This is a genomic window from Rhodococcus sp. B7740, from assembly GCF_000954115.1.
In the GTDB taxonomy this organism is placed as follows: Bacteria; Actinomycetota; Actinomycetes; order Mycobacteriales; family Mycobacteriaceae; genus Rhodococcoides.
In genome coordinates this window covers 3,627,961-3,649,477 of record NZ_CP010797.1, presented here as the reverse complement: position 1 = coordinate 3,649,477, position 21,517 = coordinate 3,627,961, and the positions used below count along the sequence as shown (strand labels likewise).

At 66.0% G+C, this 21,517-nt stretch carries 23 protein-coding genes and 1 pseudogene; 13 read left to right on the top strand and 11 right to left on the bottom strand.

Annotated elements, in window-relative coordinates; genetic code table 11:
• The first annotated feature begins 26 nt into the window (after window positions 1–26).
• Window positions 27–1,325: a lipase family protein gene (locus tag NY08_RS16820; RefSeq protein ID WP_045197621.1), complete on the top strand. Its 1,299-nt coding sequence runs from the start codon at window positions 27–29 to the stop codon at window positions 1,323–1,325.
• A 14-nt stretch (window positions 1,326–1,339) separates the two neighbouring features.
• Complete coding sequence (locus tag NY08_RS16815) at window positions 1,340–2,323, top strand: endonuclease/exonuclease/phosphatase family protein (protein WP_045197620.1); 984 nt, start codon at window positions 1,340–1,342, stop codon at window positions 2,321–2,323.
• Here the strand turns inward: NY08_RS16815 and NY08_RS16810 are convergent.
• From NY08_RS16810 to NY08_RS16780, 7 genes are read right to left on the bottom strand one after another with little or no spacing between them, the layout of a single operon-like run.
• Window positions 2,316–2,894 carry a hypothetical protein gene (locus NY08_RS16810; protein ID WP_052049929.1) on the bottom strand — a complete coding sequence of 193 codons (579 nt, stop codon included), beginning with the start codon at window positions 2,892–2,894 and terminating at the stop codon, window positions 2,316–2,318. The two genes, NY08_RS16815 and NY08_RS16810, sit on opposite strands and share 8 nt — an antisense overlap.
• Window positions 2,891–3,433 carry a DUF6286 domain-containing protein gene (locus NY08_RS16805; protein ID WP_045197619.1) on the bottom strand — a complete coding sequence of 181 codons (543 nt, stop codon included), beginning with the start codon at window positions 3,431–3,433 and terminating at the stop codon, window positions 2,891–2,893. Before NY08_RS16805 ends, NY08_RS16810 begins: the two co-directional genes overlap by 4 nt.
• Window positions 3,430–3,798 (bottom strand): Asp23/Gls24 family envelope stress response protein, encoded by a 369-nt coding sequence (locus NY08_RS16800; protein WP_158462582.1) that lies wholly within the window; start codon window positions 3,796–3,798, stop codon window positions 3,430–3,432. Before NY08_RS16800 ends, NY08_RS16805 begins: the two co-directional genes overlap by 4 nt.
• Complete coding sequence (locus tag NY08_RS16795) at window positions 3,791–3,970, bottom strand: hypothetical protein (protein WP_032397316.1); 180 nt, start codon at window positions 3,968–3,970, stop codon at window positions 3,791–3,793. The genes NY08_RS16800 and NY08_RS16795 overlap by 8 nt, the downstream gene beginning before the upstream one ends.
• A gap of 15 nt (window positions 3,971–3,985) precedes the next feature.
• Window positions 3,986–4,270: a hypothetical protein gene (locus NY08_RS16790; RefSeq protein WP_032396879.1), complete on the bottom strand. Its 285-nt coding sequence runs from the start codon at window positions 4,268–4,270 to the stop codon at window positions 3,986–3,988.
• Between the two features lie 4 nt (window positions 4,271–4,274).
• Window positions 4,275–4,550, bottom strand: a complete 276-nt coding sequence (locus tag NY08_RS16785; RefSeq protein WP_045200614.1) for an Asp23/Gls24 family envelope stress response protein — start codon at window positions 4,548–4,550, stop codon at window positions 4,275–4,277.
• 11 nt (window positions 4,551–4,561) lie between these two features.
• On the bottom strand, window positions 4,562–5,050 hold the full coding sequence (locus NY08_RS16780) for an Asp23/Gls24 family envelope stress response protein (protein WP_032396878.1): 489 nt from the start codon (window positions 5,048–5,050) through the stop codon (window positions 4,562–4,564).
• Between the two features lie 170 nt (window positions 5,051–5,220).
• On the opposite strand from NY08_RS16780, the gene NY08_RS16775 reads away from it, so the two are divergent.
• From NY08_RS16775 to NY08_RS16745, 8 genes are read left to right on the top strand one after another with little or no spacing between them, the layout of a single operon-like run.
• Window positions 5,221–5,778, top strand: a complete 558-nt coding sequence (locus NY08_RS16775) for an RNA polymerase sigma factor (protein WP_032396877.1) — start codon at window positions 5,221–5,223, stop codon at window positions 5,776–5,778.
• Entirely contained in the window at window positions 5,763–6,221 is a 459-nt protein-coding gene (locus NY08_RS16770) for a hypothetical protein (RefSeq protein WP_045197616.1), read from the top strand. Before NY08_RS16775 ends, NY08_RS16770 begins: the two co-directional genes overlap by 16 nt.
• Window positions 6,222–6,281: 60 nt before the next feature.
• Complete coding sequence (locus NY08_RS25625) at window positions 6,282–6,395, top strand: potassium-transporting ATPase subunit F (protein ID WP_230596946.1); 114 nt, start codon at window positions 6,282–6,284, stop codon at window positions 6,393–6,395.
• A gap of 1 nt (window position 6,396) precedes the next feature.
• Window positions 6,397–8,049 carry a potassium-transporting ATPase subunit KdpA gene (kdpA, locus tag NY08_RS16765; RefSeq protein ID WP_032396875.1) on the top strand — a complete coding sequence of 551 codons (1,653 nt, stop codon included), beginning with the start codon at window positions 6,397–6,399 and terminating at the stop codon, window positions 8,047–8,049.
• Complete coding sequence (kdpB, locus tag NY08_RS16760) at window positions 8,046–10,058, top strand: potassium-transporting ATPase subunit KdpB (protein ID WP_045197614.1); 2,013 nt, start codon at window positions 8,046–8,048, stop codon at window positions 10,056–10,058. Before kdpA ends, kdpB begins: the two co-directional genes overlap by 4 nt.
• A 2-nt stretch (window positions 10,059–10,060) precedes the next feature.
• Complete coding sequence (locus tag NY08_RS16755) at window positions 10,061–10,717, top strand: potassium-transporting ATPase subunit C (RefSeq protein ID WP_045197612.1); 657 nt, start codon at window positions 10,061–10,063, stop codon at window positions 10,715–10,717.
• Entirely contained in the window at window positions 10,701–13,154 is a 2,454-nt protein-coding gene (locus NY08_RS16750; RefSeq protein ID WP_052683849.1) for a sensor histidine kinase, read from the top strand. The genes NY08_RS16755 and NY08_RS16750 overlap by 17 nt, the downstream gene beginning before the upstream one ends.
• Entirely contained in the window at window positions 13,151–13,828 is a 678-nt protein-coding gene (locus NY08_RS16745; protein WP_032396871.1) for a response regulator, read from the top strand. Before NY08_RS16750 ends, NY08_RS16745 begins: the two co-directional genes overlap by 4 nt.
• A gap of 19 nt (window positions 13,829–13,847) precedes the next feature.
• On the opposite strand, the gene ggt is transcribed toward NY08_RS16745, so the two are convergent.
• Both ggt and NY08_RS16735 read right to left on the bottom strand, forming a co-directional pair.
• Window positions 13,848–15,779, bottom strand: coding sequence for a gamma-glutamyltransferase (gene ggt / locus NY08_RS16740; protein WP_045197608.1), 1,932 nt, complete (start codon window positions 15,777–15,779; stop codon window positions 13,848–13,850).
• 21 nt (window positions 15,780–15,800) lie between these two features.
• Window positions 15,801–18,032 carry a putative bifunctional diguanylate cyclase/phosphodiesterase gene (locus NY08_RS16735; protein ID WP_045197607.1) on the bottom strand — a complete coding sequence of 744 codons (2,232 nt, stop codon included), beginning with the start codon at window positions 18,030–18,032 and terminating at the stop codon, window positions 15,801–15,803.
• A 126-nt stretch (window positions 18,033–18,158) separates the two neighbouring features.
• Between NY08_RS16735 and NY08_RS16730 the strand changes: the two are divergent.
• Window positions 18,159–18,602 (top strand): annotated as a pseudogene (locus NY08_RS16730) (Clp protease N-terminal domain-containing protein); the annotation flags it as partial.
• Between the two features lie 72 nt (window positions 18,603–18,674).
• Here the strand turns inward: NY08_RS16730 and NY08_RS16725 are convergent.
• Window positions 18,675–19,649 carry an NAD(P)/FAD-dependent oxidoreductase gene (locus NY08_RS16725; RefSeq protein WP_045197605.1) on the bottom strand — a complete coding sequence of 325 codons (975 nt, stop codon included), beginning with the start codon at window positions 19,647–19,649 and terminating at the stop codon, window positions 18,675–18,677.
• A gap of 237 nt (window positions 19,650–19,886) precedes the next feature.
• On the opposite strand from NY08_RS16725, the gene NY08_RS16720 reads away from it, so the two are divergent.
• A complete protein-coding gene (locus tag NY08_RS16720) occupies window positions 19,887–20,129 on the top strand; it encodes a hypothetical protein (protein ID WP_052049922.1) in 243 nt (80 codons plus the stop codon).
• Here the strand turns inward: NY08_RS16720 and NY08_RS26295 are convergent.
• Window positions 20,126–20,293 carry a hypothetical protein gene (locus NY08_RS26295; protein ID WP_176459194.1) on the bottom strand — a complete coding sequence of 56 codons (168 nt, stop codon included), beginning with the start codon at window positions 20,291–20,293 and terminating at the stop codon, window positions 20,126–20,128. The two genes, NY08_RS16720 and NY08_RS26295, sit on opposite strands and share 4 nt — an antisense overlap.
• Window positions 20,294–20,546: 253 nt before the next feature.
• Here NY08_RS26295 and NY08_RS16715 point away from each other — a divergent pair, with 253 nt between their 5' ends.
• A complete protein-coding gene (locus NY08_RS16715) occupies window positions 20,547–21,458 on the top strand; it encodes an SGNH/GDSL hydrolase family protein (RefSeq protein ID WP_235386937.1) in 912 nt (303 codons plus the stop codon).
• Window positions 21,459–21,517: the final 59 nt, after the last annotated feature.

Here is a 21,517-nt window from a genome sequence, read left to right as displayed (position 1 = left end):
GGGACTCGGACAAGAAGCGGTGGGACATGAGCGTCGACAGATCATTGGGGGACGAACAGCCCTGGCCGGTGGAACGAGCACCGAGCTGCAGTGACGCGACCAGGCCCGAGGACGATCCTTTCTATGCAGCGCCCGAGGGATACGAGGCAGTTCCACCCGGGACGATTCTGAAGGTGCGGCCGGTCGAGGTCGCGATGTTCGGTCGCGTACGCCAGCGAGTCGACGCGTGGCAGCTGCTCTATCGCACCGCTGATCTCGGCGGTTTTCCCCAGGCCAGCGTCACGACGGTGTTGCGTCCGCGCAACGCCGAACCGGTTCTGCTGTCGTATCAGTGTGCGATCGACGGCGTCGCGTCCTCGTGTTTCCCGTCGTACGCGCTTCGGCGTGGTTCCCGGGCGTTAGGTGCAGTTCCGCAGTTCGAGTTCCTGCTGGTACTGCATGCCTTGCGCCGTGGGTGGACCATCTCGATCCCGGATCACGAGGGTCCCGACGGACATTGGGGTTCGCCGCAGGAACCCGGGTTCTGCACGCTCGACGCCGTTCGCGCGGCCTTGTCGTTCGAGCCGCTCGACCTGCATTCGAGCACGCCGGTTGCGCTGTGGGGCTACTCGGGCGGCGGACTCGCGACGTCCTGGGCGGCGGAGATGGCACCGGAGTACGCGCCTGAGATAGAGGTGGTCGGTGCCGCTCTCGGCTCACCCGTCGGAGATCCGGGGTCGGCGTTCACCCGGCTCAATGCGACGCTGCACGCAGCGTTGCCAACGCTGGTGGTGGCGGGCCTACGGCGCACCTACCCCGAGCTCGATCGGGTAGTTCGCGAGCACGTCAACGAGGACGGAATGCGCATTCTCGATTCCGTCGAGTCGATGACGACCGTGCGTGCGGTGAGAAAACTGGCTCGACACGACCTGGACCACTACATCGACGTTCCGCTGGCCGATCTGTTGGCGCTGCCCGAGATCGTGCAGGTGTTCCTGGATATCCAGCCGGGACGAACGGCTCCGACGGCTCCGTTGCTGGTCGTCCAGTCGGTGCACGATCAGATCATCGCCGTCGACGACGTGGACGGGCAGGTGGATCGGTACATCGAGGCCGGTGCGCACGTGACCTATCTACGGGATCGGCTGAGCGAACACCTGTCGCTGCACCCGCTCAGTGCGCCACTCACGCTGGATTGGCTGGCCGATCGATTCGCCGGACTTCCGGTCGAGGAACCGTCGACGCGTACGGTGTGGTCCACGGCGTTCTCGTTCTCGGCGGTGCGTGGATTGTTGTCGCTGACCTGGACGACCATCACAGCGTTGGTCGTCGGCATCCGGGCGTAGCTACCCTCGGTTCGATGCAACGAACCTGGATACGAATTCTTACCGGAACGATCGCCATTCTGGGCATCGTGACCGGGCTCGTGGCGCTGGGCGTCTACTACACCGACACCCGGGTCAACGTCCTGATCGCGCTGGCGTCGTTCGTTCCGTTGATGTTCATCGCTGTCGTGGTCGGTGCCCTGGTGGCGCTGATCGGTCGGCGCTGGGTCCTGGCGGGAGTTTCTGCGCTGGTGCTTGCCGCAGGCGCATTCGCCTATGCACCGCTCTATGTGGCGGACGCGGCACCCGAGGACGCGACGGGCAGCGAGGGCGTGCGGCTGCGTGTGATGCAGGCGAACCTGATGATCGGGCTGGCCGATCCGACTGTCGTGGTCGGTCAGGCCCGCGATCACTCCGTCGACGTCGTCACGATCCAGGAACTGACCGACGCGTCGGTGGTCGGCCTCCGCGACGCCGGCATGGAGGAGCTCTTCCCCTACAGCTACCTCCGGCCGCACGTGACAGGCGGCGGTGGGGCCGGAATCTACAGCCGATTCCCGATCTCGGACAACCGTGAGCTCGACGGGTACGGCCCGGTGAATCTCGCCACCGAGGTCGAGATCCCCGGTTCCGAGCCGGTCACGCTGTTGGCGGTGCATCCCGGTGCCGCCTACATCACCCCGGCCGATATCTGGACCGCCGAATTGGACACGCTCCGAGACGATTTGGAGGCAGCGGCGGGCGGCGGTCCGGTGATCGTCAGCGGCGACTTCAACACGACATATTCGCACAAGAAGTTCCGCAACCTACTCGATGCCGGATATTCCGACGTTGCAGCGCAATTGGGGAAGGGGCTGATTCCCACGTACCCCACCGACAAGGGAACCCCCGCCGTCGTCGGGATCGACCACATTCTCACCAACACCGGTCGTGCTCGTTCTCTGGAACGAATCGATCTCCCCGGATCGGACCACCATGGGTTGATTGGGGAGATCGAGTTCTCCGCAGGCGTCAGCTGACGCGAACGACATGCTTCCGAGACTTGCCGCACTGCAGCAGGATTCGGACGGCCGCCGGTGTTCCGTCGAGGGACGTCACGATGTCGTTGCGCGTCTGCGCCGCTGCGCCTGCCACCTTGTCGAGGGACGTCACCGCGGGGTCGAGCGTCGCGGTGATCTCGACGACTCTCTGACCGCGATCGGACACCGAACGGCCGGTCGCCGATACGACGCCCTCGTGAGCGGCCAGGGATTTCGCGGCGCTCCGGGCAGCGGTTCCCAGGTCGACGCTGAGTCGGCCGTCGACATCTGCATCCGCTGACGACGCGAAGGCGACGGTGCCGACCGAACGTCGCGGCAGGTGCGCGAGGAGCCACCACAGACCGAGCAGCACGAGGACGATGGCGGCTGCTGCGAGAGCCCAGGGCCACCAGCCTGCGTCGACGGCGGTGTCGACGAAGGCCGCGTCGAGACGTTCGCGGCCGGGAAACCTTCCTTGCTCCCAGGCAATCGCTCCGCCGCCGAGGGCGATCAGGGCGAGGCCGACGACGGCGGTGCTGGTTCGGTCGACCGAAGCGGTTGCGCGTTTCACGATGCTTGTCCTGTCGTTCGCACTCGGGTGCGGACCTTGGGAGCCGACGCGAGTGGGCGGAGGGCGTCGTCCACGGAGGTGACGACCGAGGACTTCAGCTCCGCGGAGTCCGTGCCGGCGACGGTGGCCACCGCGACGGTGACCTTCTTGTTGCCGGCCTTGGCGGTTGCGGAATCGACGCCGACGCTGTCGAGTGCGGCGGTGCGGGCAACGGTTGCGACGTCGCCCTTGCGGAGCCAGACGTCCTGCTCGGAGAGGGCTCGGTGGGTGCGTCGCCGAGGACGCAGTGCAGCGATGACGAGAACGAACCCGACCACGACTGCGGCGATTCCTCCCGGCAGCATCCACGGCTGCGCGGTGAGTCCGTCCAGGCTCGTGGCGGCGGGGCCGACCCACTCGGGGCCGTCGATGGCACCGAGGTTCAGCAGCGCCTCGCGGCCGAGGACCACGCCGGCACCGATGAGCACGAGCGCGAACAGGATTGCGGGTACGGCTGCGGTGGGATTGGCTACCGGCTTCTTGCTTGCCTTCTCGCTCATTGCACTCTCCCTTCTTCACGGGTGGTCTCGGCGGGTACGCATTGGACGGTGACATCGACTCGGTCGACGGTGTAGATGCCCAGTTCGGACAGGTCTCGTGCGACTGCGGCGCGAACGTCAGCGGCTACCTTCGCCAGCGGCGAGGGCCAGGTGACCGCTACCGCGACCTGAGCGCGAACGCGGGAGCCGCTGATCGTCACGTCGGCCTTGGGCAGGTCACGCCCACCCAGGACCCGCAGTCCGGGCTGGGGTCCGGCGACCGCGTCGGTGCTGCGGGCAGCGAGGACGGCAAGTCGCTCGACGGCCTTGTGCTTGATCTCCAGAGAGCCGCGCTCACCGGGGTCTACAGCAGCTGTCTCAGTCACGACCGCGACCACGCATGATCGAGTTCAGGTCCAGTTCGCCGTCGACGTAGCGGCCGACGAAGAATCCGAGGCCGCCGAGCACGATGGCGATGAGGAAGCCGGTGAAACCGCCGGCCGCTGCGGCGATGGCCAGCAGAAGTCCCACGAACAAACCGATGGTTGCAGTGGTCATGGTGTTGATCTCCACTCAGAGTTCGAAGTAGTTGCGCCTGGTGACGCGTTTGCGGATCCGAGCGATCCGCTTGGGCAGAGTGCGTAGCGGGGACGGAATCGGCGAGGCGCGGAATGCCGTCGGCGCGCTCGCCGCATTGGTCGGAGTCGAGGGAAGTACGGCGAAGCGTCGGTCGACCTCGGCGAGTTCGGCCATGTAGCGAGCCGGATCTCCACCGAGATCCGGGTGGTGTTCGCGCGCCACAGCGCGCCGAGCCGCCTTGTAGGCGGCGGCTCGGTCGTGCGCTGCATGCTCGTTCACCTGGTCAGACTCGCACAATGTCCTCGACGGTGACGTGCACTGGCCCGTCGACCATCGCTGCCACTGTGCTGCGCACGGCGTCGGCGGTGTCGCGTACCGCAATCCCGAACTCGAGAGTGACGTGAACCTCGGTGCCTTCGTCGCCGATCCGGATGCCGGCGATGCGTCGTCCGGGAAGGTAGGTAGCTGCCTCGCCGAACATGCCGCCGTGCAGCCCGACGACACCGTCGACAGCCAGTACGGCGTCGGCGATGTCCTCGGACCTGTCACGCTCCGTCATGTGCGGATCGGTCACTGCACTCGGGTGGAGGGAGCCTCGGTGGTCTCCTCGTCGTCCGAGCCGTCGTCGAGGTAGATGTCGTGAACGACGATGTTGACCTCGGTGACCTCGAGACCGGTCATACGCTCGACGGCGTTGATGACGTTGCGACGAATGCCCGCTGCGAGGTCTGCGATGGAGACGCCGTAGTCGGCGACGATGTCGATGTCGACTGCGGCCTGACGCTCGCCGACCTCCACCGAGACGCCCTGCGACTGGTTGACGCGGGCACCGGGGATGCGCTCGCGCAGGGCACCGATCGCGCGGCTCGCTCCGCCGCCGACGGCGTGGACGCCCTGGACCTCACGGGTGGCGATACCGGCGATCTTGGAGACGACGGTGTCGGCAATGGTGGTGCGGCCCTGCGAGCTGACGAGCACGGAGTCCGACTTGGTGGTGATGTCGGTCTTTCCTTCGCCTGCTGCGGATACGGTTGCCTTGGTGTCCGTCGTGGAGCTCATGAATGCCTCTCTTCTTGGATGTCGTGCAGAGTGTGTGACAGGAGTTGGTCGTAGCTCGATGGTCGAAACGCACGTCCGAATAAAGTGATCTACGTCATAGATTACGTCCGCTGGTAAACCGGTATCGAAGACATGCGTGATCGATGACCGCTACGTGAACTGGGGGCCCGATGGAGTGGGTTGATGCATCGGACCGCGTACTCGTCGGCGCAGCCGCGCTCGGCGAGACGGATGCGTTCGAGGAGATCGTCCGGCGCTACGGTCCGGAGATGTTTCGATACGCGCGAAACATGCTGTCCGATCAGGGTGCGGCCGAGGAGGTGGTGCAGGACGCGTTCGTCGCAGCGTGGAAGGGGCTGGACAACTTTCGAGGCGACTCGGCTCTGCGAACATGGTTGTTCTCGTTGGTGTCGCACAAAGTGATCGATCATCGACGACGTCGCAGCGTTCCTCCCGCAGAAGATTGGGTATTCGAGCGAAAGAGCACCGGGGCGGGCAGTGATCCCGAGGCGGATGTCGAGGCCGACAGCTTCATGGCCGAACTCGGAGTCGCACTGGCCGAACTGCCCTACCGCCAGCGAGCCTGCTGGCTGCTCCGCGAGGTCGAGGGCCTGACTCACCCGGAGATCGGCGCGATCATGACGTTGTCCGCAGGAGCGGTACGTGGTCAGTTGACCAGAGCACGAGCAACATTGAGCGAAAGGTTGGCAACATGGCGAACCCAGTAGAGCCGGATTCGGTTCTCGCGCGTGCTGCCACCGAACTTCGGGACGCACCTCAGGAACCGAATTGGGTGGATATCAGCGCATCCATCATCTCGAAGGTCCGTAATACGACCAGGCGTACGTGGCCCGTCGACAGCGCCTTTCCTGCCGGCTCCGGCGCCGATCCGCAGGACTCGCTGCAGGTCAGCGACCACATCGTCAAGACCACGCTCCGTCGTGCCCTGGCGGACGTTCACGGTGCGCAGCCGACCGAGATCGACCTCCATCTCGACGACCACGCCTGCATCGGTCTGTTCGTCGCGGTGATCGGGGTGTACGGCGACGACCTGCAGGCTGCGGGAGACGAGCTGGCGACCATCGCGATCGATGTCGTCTCGGATCTACTCGGCGTCACCCTCGATCGCGATGTGGTGGAGATACGCGTCGACGACATCGAGGAGCGGTAGGCGTAAATATTGCGTCATAGCCGCTGGTTGCGGTCGTAAGAAAGCGTAAGGAAACCGGCTGTGGCCGGTAGCGGGATCCAGGATCGAGCAATGACCGAATTGCTCTGTCTCACGGTGGCCGCGTTCGTCGCGGTGTACCTGTTCGTCGCTCTCCTCGATCCGGAGAGGTTCTGACGTGGTTGGGTTCTTCCAAATCTGCGCTGTGATCGTCGTCCTGGCCGTGGCGTACGTGCCGCTCGGCGACTACATGGCCCGGGTGTTCGACTCGTCCCACGACACGCGCGTCGAGCGCCTGCTCTATCGGGTGGCCCGGGTGAATTCGTCCTCGGAACAGACGTGGGTCGGCTACTCCACCAGCCTGCTCGGATTTTCGTTCGCCGGCGTCGTGTTCCTGTTCGTACTCCAGCGGATCCAAGGCGTGTTGCCGCTGAACGGGGGCCTGTCGGGGGTCAGCCCGGCGATGGCCTTCAACACCGCGGCGTCGTTCGTCACCAACACCAACTGGCAGTCGTACGTCCCCGAGACCACGCTGTCGAACCTGACGCAGCCGCTGGGCCTTGCGGTGCAGAACTTCGTCTCCGCCGCAGTCGGTCTCGCCGTCGCGATCGCCGTCATCCGCGGCTTCGTGCGTGTGTCCACAGGCGGTGAACTCGGCAACTTCTGGGTCGATCTCACCCGCGGAACGCTGCGCATTCTGCTGCCGCTCTCGCTGTTGGTGGCCGTCATCCTACTGACGCAGGGCACCATCATGTCCTTCTCCACCGGCTTCACCTCGACCGGCCTGGACGGACAGACGGTCACCAATGCGCTTGCGCCCGTTGCCTCCCAGGAGGCGATCAAGGAAATCGGCACCAATGGCGGCGGCATTCTCGCGGCCAACTCCGCGCATCCGTTCGAGAACCCGACCCCGCTGACCAACATCGTGCAGATCATCTCTCTGCTGTTGATCCCGGTTGCACTCACCCGCACCTTCGGCACCATGATCGGCAACCGCAAGCAGGGTCTGACGTTGCTTGCAGTGATGGCAACACTGTGGGGAGTCCTGCTGGCGGTCACCCTCTATGCCGAGTCCGGTACTCGGGGAGTCGCAGCAACGGCTGCGGGCGCGATGATGGAAGGCAAGGAAGTTCGCTTCGGCATCCCGGCATCGGCCTTGTTCGCCGTCTCCACCACCGGAACATCAACCGGTGCAGTCAATTCCGCGCACGACAGCATGTCCGCTCTCGGTGGCGGAGCCGTGCTGCTGAACATGCTGTTCGGCGAGATCGCGCCCGGCGGCGTCGGCACCGGTCTGTACGGGTTGCTGGTGTTGGCCGTGATCGCCGTCTTCGTCGGTGGGCTCCTCGTCGGCCGGACCCCGGAATTCCTGGGCAAGAAGCTGGGTCGACGCGCCATCACTATGGCCGCGCTGTCGGTACTGGTGATGCCGATCCTCGTGCTCGTCGGCACGTCCATCACCGTGATTCTCGAATCCACCACGAGTTATCAGGGCAATCCCGGCATCCACGGGTTCACCGAGGTTCTTTACGCGTATGCGTCGGCGTCCAACAACAACGGCAGCGCCTTCGGTGGACTGACGGTCACCAGCGACTGGTTCCAGATCTCCCTCGGCATCGCCATGCTGCTCGGCCGCTTCCTGCCGATCGTCTTCGTACTGGCGCTGGCCGGCTCACTGGCGACGACCAAACGCAGCGCACCGAACGCAGGAACCCTCCCCACCGACGGTCCGCTGTTCGGCAGCTTGCTGATCGGTACCGCGATTCTCGTCGCCGCCCTCACCTTCTTCCCCGCACTTGCTCTCGGACCCATAGCAGAGGCCATGCAATGAACCTGTCACTGAGAACGGCCGTACCCGGAGCGTTCCGCAAACTCGATCCACGGCACTTGGCCCGCAACCCGGTCATGTTCGTCGTCTTCCTCGGCTCCATCGTCACCACCGTCCTCTCGATCGCCGAACCGTCGGTGTTCGCGTGGTTCGTCACCGGGTGGTTGTGGTTCACCGTGCTCTTCGCCAACCTTGCCGAGTCCGTCGCCGAAGGGCGCGGCAAGGCTCAGGCAGCAAGCTTACGTAAAGTGAAGCAGGACACCGTTGCTCGACGACGCACTCCCTCCGGTGCCGAATTCGTCGTCACCGAGGTGGCCGGTGCGGAACTGAATGTCGGCGACGAGGTGATCGTCTCGGCAGGCGAGGTCATCCCCGGTGACGGTGACGTCATCGAGGGCATCGCCACCGTCGACGAATCCGCGATCACCGGCGAGTCGGCACCCGTGGTCCGCGAGTCCGGCGGCGATCGATCCGCAGTCACCGGCGGCACCATCGTGCTCTCCGACGAGATCGTCGTGAAAATCACTGCAGCCCAGGGTGAGACGTTCGTGGATCGGATGATCGCCCTCGTCGAGGGCGCGGCTCGGCAGAAGACGCCGAACGAGATCGCTCTGAACATCCTGCTCGCCTCGCTGACGATCGTGTTCCTCTTCGCGGTGGTGGCCATCGGTCCGATGTCCGATTACGCAGGGCAGCAGCAGGATCCCATCCAGCTGATCGCGCTGTTGGTCTGCCTGATTCCGACGACCATCGGGGCACTGCTCTCGGCCATCGGCATCGCGGGAATGGACCGGTTGGTGCAACGCAACGTACTGGCGATGTCCGGCCGTGCCGTGGAAGCGGCAGGTGACATCGACACGTTGCTGATGGACAAGACCGGAACCATCACCTTCGGTAATCGGCGCGCGACCGGACTGCACCCGGCTACGGGAATCGATGCCGTCGAGCTGGCGCGCGCCGCCCGGTTGTCGTCGTTGGCCGACGGTACCCCCGAGGGGCGCAGCATCGTCGAACTGGTCGAGCGTGACTTCGAATCCGTAACGACAGAAGGCGAATCCGAGCGCGGCGAGTTCGTGGCCTTCACCGCGCAGACCCGGATGAGCGGTCTGGATCTACCGGGCATGGAGATCCGCAAGGGTGCAGCAGATTCGGTCTACGGCTGGATTCGTGAGGGCGGCGGCACAACGGACCTCGACGCCACCGTGCACGACATCGCCCAGAACGGCGGTACCCCGCTGGTGGTTGCCGTCCGCGAAACCGGTTCTGCTGCGCGCGCTCTCGGCGTCGTCGAACTCTCCGATGTGGTCAAGCCGGGCATCGCCGAGCGGTTCGCTCAACTGCGCGCCATGGGAATTCGGACGGTGATGGTCACCGGCGACAATCCACTCACCGCCAAGGCCATCGCCGCCGAGGCAGGCGTCGACGACTACCTGGCCGAGGCGACCCCCGAGGACAAGCTCACGCTCATCCGGCAGGAGCAGGAGGGCGGCAGGCTGGTCGCGATGACCGGCGACGGTACCAACGACGCGCCGGCTCTGGCGCAGGCCGACGTCGGTGTCGCGATGAACACCGGCACCTCTGCGGCCAAGGAAGCCGGCAACATGGTCGACCTCGATTCCGACCCGACCAAACTGATCGAGATCGTCGAGATCGGCAAGCAGCTCCTCATCACCCGTGGTGCGCTGACGACGTTCTCCCTCGCCAACGATCTGGCGAAGTACTTCGCGATTCTGCCGGCGATGTTCTCCACCGTCTATCCGCAGCTGGGTGGACTGAACATCATGCATCTGGCGACGCCGGAATCGGCGATCCTGTCGGCGGTGATCTTCAATGCGCTGGTGATCGTCGCACTGATTCCGTTGGCGCTCAAAGGTGTTCGGTACACCTCGGCCTCGGCGGCAGCACTGCTGCGCCGAAATCTGTTGGTGTACGGCGTCGGCGGCGTCATCAGCCCCTTCGTCGGGATCTGGCTCATCGATCTACTCGTTCGACACATTCCAGGGATAGGCTGACCATGCGCTTCGTACAGGGATTTCTCCGCCAGGTCGTGGCAGGCTTCGCAGTGCTGCTGGCATTGACCGTCATTCTCGGCATCGGCTACCCGGCCGTGGTCTGGGGCATCAGCCGCATCGGCACCGACTCCGCCGAGGGTTCGCCGCTGCGCGACGCCGAGGGCTGCGTCGTCGGAAGCTCGCTGATCGGCGTCGATCCGCAGGTCGCTCCGGGAGAGCCGGATCCGTACTTCCACACCCGCGTCACCGGGTCGGTGTCGGACGACGACCCGTTCGCCCCCGGGGATCCCGCGGCTGCGCTGCCGACCAATCAGGGACCGTCCAGCGAGGTCCTGGCGTCGTTCGTCGAGCAACGCCGCGTCGCCATCGCCGACCGCGAGAACGTCGACCCGTCGGCGGTACCGCCCGACGCCGTCACCGGTTCCGGCTCGGGTATCGATCCCGACATCAGTCCCGCGTATGCGGCCATCCAGGTCGCGCGCGTGGCGCAGGTCAACGGAGCGTCGGTGAGCGATGTCGAGGCTCTGGTCGCCGAGTACACCCACGGACCGCAGTACGGTGTACTCGGTGCCGAAGCGGTGAACGTTCCGGAGTTGAACCTGGCACTACGGGACACATACCGGCCGGGTGAGGAGACAGGCTGTGGCGGACAGGGGTGAGCTGCGGATCTACCTCGGCGCTGCACCCGGAGTCGGCAAGACCTTCGCCATGCTCGGCGAGGCGCACCGACTGCGGAGCCGGGGTTGCGACGTCGTGGCCGCGGTGGTCGAGACCCACGGCCGCGCGCGGACGATAGACGCACTCGACGGCATCGAAGTGCTGCCGATGGCGACCGTCCACTATCGCGGGTCCTCGGCGCAGGAACTGGACCTCGACGCCGTCCTGGCCCGACAGCCGCAGGTGGTGCTCGTCGACGAACTGGCGCATACCAACACGCCGGGGAGTGTGCACGGCAAGCGGTGGCAGGACGTCGAGGTACTGCTCGACGCGGGCATCGATGTCATCTCCACCCTCAACGTGCAGCACCTCGAATCGCTCAACGACGTGGTGCAGCAGATCACCGGAGTTCCGCAACGGGAGACGGTGCCCGACAGCGTCGTTCGAGCCGCCGACGAGGTCGAGTTGGTCGACATCACCCCCGAGGCGCTGCGCAGCAGGTTGCGACACGGCAACGTCTACGCTGCCGAGAAGGTCGACGCCGCACTGAGCAACTACTTCCGCGGTGGCAACCTCACCGCGCTGCGTGAGCTCGCACTGCTGTGGATCGCCGATCAGGTCGACGCGGCACTGGTGAAGTACCGCAAGGACAATCGCATCACCGACACGTGGGAGGCACGCGAGCGCGTGGTGGTGGCAGTGACCGGAGGACCGGAATCGGAAACGCTGCTCCGCCGGGCGAGTCGGATCGCCTCGAAGTCCAGTGCGGAGCTGATGGTGCTGCACATCGTCCGCGGTGACGGGTTGATGGGTGTGTCGGCACCGCAGATGGGTTCGGTGCGCAAGCTCGCCGCCGGTCTCGGGGCCAGCGTCCACAGCGTCGTCGGCGACGACGTGCCGTCGACCCTGCTCGACTTCGCCCGCGGCGTCAACGCAACCCAGTTGGTGATCGGCACCTCGAGACGGTCACGTGCCGCCCGAATCCTGGACGAGGGCATCGGCGCGGCAGTGGTGCAGAACTCGGGAAAGATCGACGTGCACATGGTCACTCACGCCGAGCAGGCCCGGCGATGGGGGGTGCAGGTCGACTCGGGACGGCGCCGCATTCTGGCGTGGGTCGCCGCTGTTCTGGTGCCCTGCCTGGCCGCGGCAGTGCTCAGCACGGTCGGTCCGGACTTCGACTCGAGCGGTGAGAGCGCTCTGTTCTTCATGGTGGTGCTGTGCGTCGCACTGCTGGGAGGGGTTGCGCCGGCGGCGCTGTCGGCGCTGATCGCGGGCTTCCTGCTCAACTACTTCTTCACCACCCCCCGATACAGCCTCACCATCGCCGAGCCCGACAACTTCGTCGTCACCGTCGTGCTGCTCCTCGTCGCCGTCGCCGTCGCTGCGCTCGTCGACGCGGCAGCCCGACGCACGCGTCAGGCACGGCGGGCGACCCAGGAAGCCGAACTGTTGACGCTGTTCGCCGGATCGGTGCTGCGCGGAGCCGACCTGACCGCCCTGCTCGAACGCGCCCGCGAAACGTACCGCCAGAGCGGAGTGGCTCTGTGGGACAACCAGTCCGGGTCCATCGTCGGTAGCGCAGGTGCGCAGGCTCCCGTCGATCGTGCCGGGGCCGACACCGAGGTCGACGCAGGCGACTTCACGTTGTTGCTCGTCGGCGAACGCACACACGCGCACGATCGGCGGGTACTCGCGGCAGTGGCCAACCAGGCCGCCGGCATGGTTCGGCAGGGCCGTCTCGCCGAGGAGGCCAGCCGAGCCAACGCTCTCGCCGAGGCCGACGCGTTGCGTCGAGCATTGCTCTCGGCCGTCAGCCACGATCTGCGGACACCACTGTCGGCGGTGAAGGCGGCATCCTCGTCTCTGCGCAGCACCGACGTTCAGTTCTCGCCCGAGGACACCGACGAATTGCTCGCGACGATCGACGAATCGGCCGATCAGTTGACCGCTCTGGTGAGCAATCTGCTCGATTCCTCGCGGCTTCAGGCAGGCGTCGTGCAGCCGAGCCTGCGTCCGGTGTTCGTCGACGACGTGCTCGGTGGCGCGCTGGTCGGGGCGGACGACCGAGTGCGTGTCGAGGTGGGCGATGTGGAGGTACTGGCCGACCCGGGCCTGCTCGAACGGGTGCTCGCGAATCTGGTGAACAACAGTGCCCGCTACGCCCCCGTCGGCGACATCACCGTCAGTGCCGCCGCGCATGGTGAGTGGGCCAGTATCTCCGTCGCCGACCACGGACCCGGCATCGCCGAGGGTGCCGAGGACACGATGTTCGACGCGTTCCAACGTCTCGGTGATCGGGACAACTCGGTGGGCGTCGGGCTCGGATTGTCGGTGGTGCGGGGATTCGTGCGTGCGATGGGCGGTACCGTCACGGCATCGAACACCGTCGGCGGCGGGCTGACGATGACGGTCGAGTTGAAGGCGGCGAGCAGGTGAAGGTGCGGGTGCTCGTCGTCGACGACGAGCCGCAGATCGTGCGGGCGTTGCGGATCAATCTCAACGTGCGTGGGTTCGAGGTGGTCAGCGCGGCGAGCGGCGGTGAGGCGCTGCGGGTGGCCGCGAACTTCCACCCGGACATCGTGATTCTCGACCTCGGACTGCCCGACATCGACGGAATCGACGTGATCGCTGGGCTCCGCGGCTGGAGCGACGTACCGATCCTGGTGCTCTCGGCGCGCACCGATTCCGCAGATACCGTCGAAGCGCTCGACGCCGGTGCCGACGACTTCGTCACCAAGCCCTTCGGCATGGACGAGCTGCTGGCCCGATTGCGCGCAGCACTGCGCCGCGGACCGCACTCCGTCGCCGACCCCGTCGTCGTCACCGCGGACTTCACCGTCGATCTCGCTACGAAAACCGTTGTGCGAGATGGTGCGAACGTGCACCTGACCCGCACCGAGTGGGGTGTACTCGAACTGCTGGTACGCAACGAGGGCAAGCTGGTGTCGCAGAAGGACATTCTGCGCACCGTCTGGGGACCCGGCCACGAGCGCGAAACGCACTATCTACGAATCTATCTCGGCCAACTGCGACAGAAACTCGAACGTGACCCGGCCTCCCCGGTGCACCTCATCACCGAAACCGGTATGGGTTACCGATTCGTGCCCTGAGCGCTACCCGCGCTCGCGGCTATCCGCCGAGTACCTCACCCTCGCGGCGGGGGTCGGCTCCACCGATCCAGCCACCGTCGGTTCGCTGTAGCGCACTCAGTCCACTGGACTGGTCTGCGACCGACACCTGGTGGCCCATCTCGCGCAGCTTCACCACCACCGGGTCGTTCTCGCCCGAGACGTTCGGGTGTTCGCCGCCGTAATTGGTCGACGGTGTGTTGGCCGCACCGAAGTCGACCATCGACACCGCCTGCTGCGGATCCATGCCCCAATCGAGCAGTCCCACCAATGTTTTGACGACGAACTGGATGATCACCGAACCACCGGGAGAGCCGGCGACGAGTACCAGATCGCCGCGCGCACCGTCGTCGCCCCGGTCGAAGACCAGCGTCGGAGCCATCGAGCTGCGCGGACGCTTCCCCGGCTCGACGCGGTTGGCCACCGGCGTGCCGTCCTCGGCCACCGGTGATGCCGCGAAGTCGGTGAGCTGATTGTTCAGCAGGAAGCCGTCGACCATGTGGAACGAGCCGAAGGCCGACTCGACGGTCGTCGTCATCGAGGCCGCGTTGCCCTGGCTGTCGACGACGGAGATGTGGCTGGTGCCGTACTCGGGATCGGTGGACGAGGCGAACGGCACCGGGCCGAAGTCGCCGGGTTGCGCTGTGCCCATCGACCTGCCCTCGTCGATCAGTCCTGCTCGCTCGCTGAGGTATTCGGGATCGAGCAGTGCATCGGGCGAGCCACCGGGCAGGGGAACGAAGTCCGGATCGGCGACGTACTTGTCACGATCGGCGTAGGCGAGGCGCTCGGCCTCGGCGATCAGGTGTACGCCCTCGGCCGTGGGGGTTCCGCCGTTGGCGTCCATCCCCGTCGGGGCGTACTGCGCCAGATCGAAGTTCGACAGAATGCCCATCGTCGACGCCACCGCGATACCACCCGAGGACGGACCGGGCATGCCGCAGATGTCATGGTCGCGGTACTGCGTGCACACGGCCGTGCGGGTCTTGGGCTCGTACGCGGCGAGATCCTCCAGCGTGATCTGTCCGGGGGTACGGCCTGCGGTGGTGTCGGCGGTCGCATCGACGATGGCCTGCGCGATGTCACCGGTGTAGAAGGCGTCGGCACCACCGGTTGCGATGGCGGAGAGCGTCTTCGACATCGCCGGGTTGTTCAGAACCGTCCCGGCCGGCTTGCCGGTGCCGTCCGGCTGCAGGAAGTACTCCTTGGACGCGGGATCGAGGGCGAGCTTCGGTGCCGAGTCGGCAATGGAGGACGCCATGCGCGGGCTGATCTCGATTCCGTTGTCGGCGAGACCGATTGCGGGCTGGAACAGGTCGCCCCACTGCTTGGTCCCGTGATCGTCGTGGGCCTGCTCGAGCATGCGCAGCACTCCAGGAACGCCGATCGACCGCCCACTGGAACGGGCATCGGGTTGCGGCAGAGTGCGATTGACGTCGTCGATATACCGCAGATAGTCCCCGGTGGCACTCATCGGAGCGGTCTCGCGGCCGTCGTAGCTCTGTACTTCACCGGTGGCCGCGTCGTAGTACATCAGGAAGGCTCCGCCGCCGATGCCCGAGGACTGCGGCTCGACGAGGCCGAGCACGGTCTGCGCAACGATCAGGGCGTCGGCCGCGGTGCCGCCGTCGCGCAGAACCGCACACGCGGCCTCGGTGGAGACCGGGTTGGCCGTCGAGACGGAGTACGAAGGCGTCTCCACCGGGCTCATGTTCGATCGATACCCGGTCGCCACTTCGGGATTGGTGGAGATGTCGCCCGAACTCGCGCTCGGCGTCGCGTTCACGGGCGTACCTCCACTGGCGCCGAGGACACAGCTGTTCTCGGCCGCGGAGTCGGGATCGGTGCTCTCGCCGCTACTGCACGCGGCGAGCGGCACCAGCAGCAGGGCACAGGCAAGGACAGTCGAGCGGTGCACTCCTATTGCAGACACCGCCCGACGCTAACATCCGGATCACCTGCCGGGACGGGTCTCGGCGGATTCGAGAAGCCAGTGTGCGACGGGTGCAGGTCTACCGAACAGAAAGCCCTGCGCGAAGCGGCATTCGAGAGCCTCGATGATCGCAGCCTGCTCCTCGGTCTCGACGCCCTCGGCCACCGTGGCCACCGGCAGCGCCGACGCCATGGCGACGATGGCGCGAATCAGCTGAGTGTCCGATTCCGAACTGCCGATCTCGTGAACGAAGGACTTGTCGATCTTCAGCAGCGCGATCGGCATCGCGCGCAGCCTGCTCAGCGAGGAGTAGCCGATACCGAAGTCGTCGAGAACGATGAGCACACCCATCGCGGCGAGTCGGTCGAGAACGCTCTTCGCCGTGCCCATGTCGTCGATCAGGACGCTCTCGGTGATCTCGAGGGCCAGATCTGCTCCGTGGAGGCCGTACGTGTCGAGTAGTCGGGCGACGATGACCGGCAACGAATCGTCTCGAAGCTGCAGCGGGGACACGTTCACCGACATGGTGACTTTCTGCCCGTTGGAACGCAGTGTCACCAGATCCGAAATCGAGGTGCGCAGCACCCATTCGCCGATCTCCTTGATGAGATTGGTCGATTCGGCGATCGGGATGAACTCGTTGGGGGTGCGCACTCGCCCCTGCCAGTTCCAGCGCACGAGTGCCTCGTAGACGACGGTGGTGCGCGAGGTGGTCTCGATGATCGGCTGGTAGTACACCTCGAGCTCGCCGCGTCTGATCGCGCCGCGCAATGCGGTGGCGGTCTCGATCGCGGACGTCGCTCGCGCACGCAGCGACTCGTCGAAGAACGCGTACCGCGCCGCACCGAGCGATTTGGCGTGATACATCGCGGTGTCGGCCTCGCGGATGGCGTCGTGCAATCGGTCCGCGTCTGCGATTCCCACCGAGGCCGTGACATATGCCGTCGCGGCGCTCAGGGGGAACGGCTCGTTCGTCCGATCGATGATGCGTCGGGCCAACGCTTCCGCTCCACCGCGATCGCGGCGGGTCAGCACGACGAACTCGTCACCGGCGTACCTGACCACGGTGTCGGTGGCACCGACTGCGGCGCGAATGCGTCCCGCTGCGGCCACGATGAGTTCGTCGCCGACGCGGTGGCCGTACGAGTCGTTGACCATCTTGAAGTTGTCGAGGTCGACGAACAGGACGCACGTGCGTCCCGGAGTCTGGGTCCGCTCGAGCCGGGTGAACTCCTCGTCGAGCATCGTGCGGTTCGGTAGGCCGGTCAACAGGTCGTGAGCGGCCAGGTATTTCGCGTGCTCCTCGCCGACCTGCACTCGGGTCAGCGCACGCTCGCCGCGTAGGAATGCGCCCACCAGGATCGATGCGAGCAACAGGGACCGGACGATCAGATCTCCGGTGGACACTGCCGAGCCCAGCAGCGGCACCGTGGCGCAGACGACCAGCAGCGTCACCACGAACACGACGCGGCGGCTGCTGTGCGCCGGTGCAGGAGTCTGCCGCTGCGAGACGGTGCGCATCGACGGATCGAGGGCGGTCATCGCCAGGGAGAGATACGCGAAGAGGTAGATGCCGTCGAGCAATCCCGAGGACGGAGCGTCGTCGGTGGTGGCCGCGAAGGCGTACGAGACGTCGCCGACCAGTGTCGCGACGAGTGCGATCAGGGCCCACTGCAGCGCAACGGTACGGGGCTTGGACGAGAACAGCAGGTAAGTGGTCAAGGTGATCAGCGCTGCGTCGATCGCCGGATACAAACCGTTGACCACCGTCGATGCCGATGAACGAGGAGATTCGAGGCCCGGGGAGATGAACAGCAACCACGACAGGAACAGGGTGCCGAGAAAGATCAGGCCGGCGTCGACGAGCGGAGTGATGTCGTCGATCGACTGACGATCTCGGATCCACCGCGAGAGTGCGTACCCGACGAGTGCGTACCCGGTCAGCGTGAACAGATCCGGCAGCAGCGGGAACGAATGACTCAGTGCGGTGGGATCGCTGCGCAGCGAGACCCCGAACATGAACAGCACCGAGGCGCCGAACAGTGCCCACCAACAGCGCGAGTCGTCGGGACGGTATCGACGGATCGCGGCGCTGATGGCCAGTACCGAACCGACGGCGACGGTCGCGAGGACACCGGCCCGCACTCCGTCGTCGCCGAGAACGAAGACGGTGCTCGCGACGACGACCACTGCCACCAGTCCGGCGATCCGTTTGGTGTGCATGGCGAAGGGCGCAGCGACCTTCGTGTTCATCGAAGGACCTACTTCCTTCTCGCGCGTGGCGTTCGCATGGCTGTTCGCGGCACCTTCATCGGTGAATATACGTCTTTGCGCAGCGTGTTCGGGTACGAAGTCGGACCTGGCGGGCGAAGAACTTCAACAGATGTTGTGCTTTCAACGGCCCTCGGTGAGGTCGCCGATCACCTGATCGGACATTTCGTCGACCGAGCGCGTCGCTCCGGGGCGTCCTGGACTGCCATCGGTGCGTTCATGGGGGTCAGCAAGCAGGCGGTGCAGAAGCGCTTCGTCGCCAAGGGGGGCGACGATCCCGCCGACCTCGATGCAAATCAGGGTTTCTCGCGCTTCACCCCGAGGGCTCGCAACGTGGTCGTCGGCGCGCAGAACGAGGCGCGGGCCGCCGCGAACGACCGAATCACGACCGGGCACCTGATTCTCGGCCTGCTCGGTGAACCCGAGGCAGTGGCCGTGAAACTGCTGGGCGCTCAGGGCCTCACGCCCGAACGGATCCGCACGGCAGTGGCTGCCACGCTACCGGAACCGGCGGATCCGCTGCCCGCCCTCATCCCGTTCGACGCGGGATCAGGACGCCACCCTCGCCGAGCTCGGAGTTCGCAAGCCGGCGATCGAGGAGTGCCTGGCGGCGGCCCTCGGTAGCTAGGAAGCGATGGCCTTCGCTCGTTCGACGGCCATGCGGACCTCTTCCTCGATCAGGTCACCGTTGATCGCGGCACCTGCCTTGACTCCGGCCGCGGACGCCGCCACCACGGTGTCCATCGGCGCGGCCACGTTGCCTGCAACCCACACCCCGGGCACCGATGTGGCACCGACGGGATCGGCCTCGACGTACGTGCCGAGGACGTGATCGTTCGTGACCATCTCGGTCGTGCCGATCCCGAGCGACACCAGGATGTCTGCGCGGGAGGTGAAGTTGGGGCCCACGACCAGCGCATCCAGCCGGATCTGCGCGCCGCTCGCGAGTGTCACTCCGACGATGGCGTCGTCGTCGACATCGACCCGAGCGATCTCCTCGTCGACCACCTCGATGCCACGGGCGGCAAGTCGCTCGAGATCTGCCTGCGCCAATTCCGTTGCCGTGTGCGCGAGCACGGTGACGTGCTCGGTGAGCTGACGCCACATCTGGGCCTGGTGCCCGACCATGGCGCTGCCGATGATGCCGATCCTGCGATCGCGTACCTCCCAGCCATGGCAGTACGGGCAGTGCAACACGTCGCGCCCCCAGCGATCGGCCAGGCCGGGTATGTCGGGCAGGACATCGGTGAGACCGGTGGTGACCAGGAGGCGGCGGCCGCGGACGACGGAACCGTCGGCGAGACTCACCTCGAACCCGGTGTCGGTGCGATTCGCGGACGTCGCAATGCCCTCGACGATGCGTGCGCCGTAGTGCCGCGCCTCGTCTCGGCCGAGTCGAACCAGCTCGAGAGGCGACTCCCCGTCGCGGGTGAGGTAGTTGTGGGAATGCGCTGCCGGAGCGTTGCGGGGATCGCCCGCGTCGACGATGGCAACGGAGCGTCGGGAACGGCCGAGAGCCACGGCGGCGCTGAGTCCGGCGACTCCGCCGCCGATGATGATCGCGTCGACCGGAGTGTGTCGATCGGTGTCTGTAGTCATCTGGACAGTGTCCGACAGAGGCTGTTGGTTGGCAAGAAATATTGCCATAGCGGCAAATGGTGAAACCTAAAAATACCGTTCGGCGTGAAAGATCGCCCGAAATCGGTACATCGCCGGATTGTGATCGTGCCGACTGGCGTCGAGGCTGTGAGAGGTCGATATAAGCGCGGATGCACCGCTTGAACAGGGGGTTCGCTCGAGGTCTACTGGTCGGCAAGAATCGAGCCGGGGGGGCGTATGGGGCACTTCGAGATCGGAGAGACCGTGATCACGGTCCGCAATCTGGGCCACGTGCGGTGGCGCAGCGGAATCCCGAAGGGAACCGTGGGAATCGTCGTCGGCGTCGATTGGCTCGGCGATGCTCGCGTGAACTTCGCCGTCGACGAGTCGATGCGCACCCGAGGCGAGACGGTGGAACACATCGTTGCCGACGGCGACGTTCGCACGCTGCGGGCCGCTCCCCGCCGTCTGATCGGTTAGTTGCCTGCGGTTCGCTCGTCGTCGGTCGCGGGACCGGTTTCGACGGCTCCGCCTTCGCTCGACCAATCGTTGTCCTCGGCCGCTGCGGCCGGATCGGACGTCACATCCGGTTTTGCCTCGGGGGCAGTGTCGGCGTTCTTCTGGTCGTCGTTCTGGGTAGTCATGATGCGGGGGTACCCGCGCGGCACCGAAACAATCGTCGGCCCCGCGCGGGCGAGCGTTCCGGTGGTCTCTACAGCCCGAAGGGCAGCGTTCCCGGTGCCAGCTCGAAGCCGCTGCTACCAGCGGAAATGGAGCCGAAGCCGCTGAGGATCTGGTTGATGAACGCGGTGATCATGTAATTCCTCTGTTCGATGCGATGGACTGTATGTCCCGGACAACCCGGTCGAGATTACCGGCAGCTGTAGCGTCGAAGCTGTGAGGAGCCAGGGAATTCTCGTCGGTCTTGCTGTGTCGGCCTGCGTACTGGCGGGCTGCTCCTCGAATTCACCGGTATCGCAAGCGCCCGCTGGATCGTCGGAAGCATCCGCTGGGTCGTCCGATGCGGCGGTGCCGGTGAACTACGTCGCGTTGGGTGATTCGGCCGCGTCCGGCCCACGGATCCCCGACCAGGTCGGCGCACCGGGTTGTCAGCAGTCCGACGCCAACTATCCGCACGTGCTCGCCGAGGAATTGGCCGTGGGCTCCTTCGTCGACGTCACCTGCTCGGGTGCCGTCACCGAGAACATCGTCTCCACTCCGCAGGGCACGTCCAGCGGTGAGGTACCGGTGCAACTCGATGCACTGAGCCCGGACACCGATCTGGTGACCGTCACGATCGGCGGTAACGACATCGGGCTGGTCTCGACGGCCGTGCAGTGCCTGACGTTCGCGGACACCTCGGCCACCAACGTCTGCAGGGACCGCCTCACCGCAGGCGGCGTCGACACCGTGGCCGCGGCGATCGCCGACAGCGCACCGGGCTGGGGTGCGATGCTCGACGCGGTGGCCGAGCGTGCGCCCGATGCGCGGATTCTGGTGGTCGGCTACGGCACCTATCTGCCGGACGGCGGCTGCTTCCCCACCCAACCGATGCTCCCCGAGGACGCCGACTACATCCAGGGCAGCATCACCGCGATGAACGAGGCCCTGCGGACCCAGGCCGAAGAGCACGGTGCCGAGTTCGTCGACACCGAGGCGCTGAGTGTCGGCCACGACGTGTGCGTGGCCCCCGATCAGCGGTACTTCGAGGGGGTCGTTCCGCAGAATCCTGCGGCACCGTTGCACCCGACGGCAGCCGGGATGGCAGCGATCGCCGACGGGGTGGCCACCCTCGTGCGTGCCGGATAGAGACCACGACACCGTAACTGGCTCTTCTCGGTCGGTACGTCGGCGTGAAGAGTTGTCCG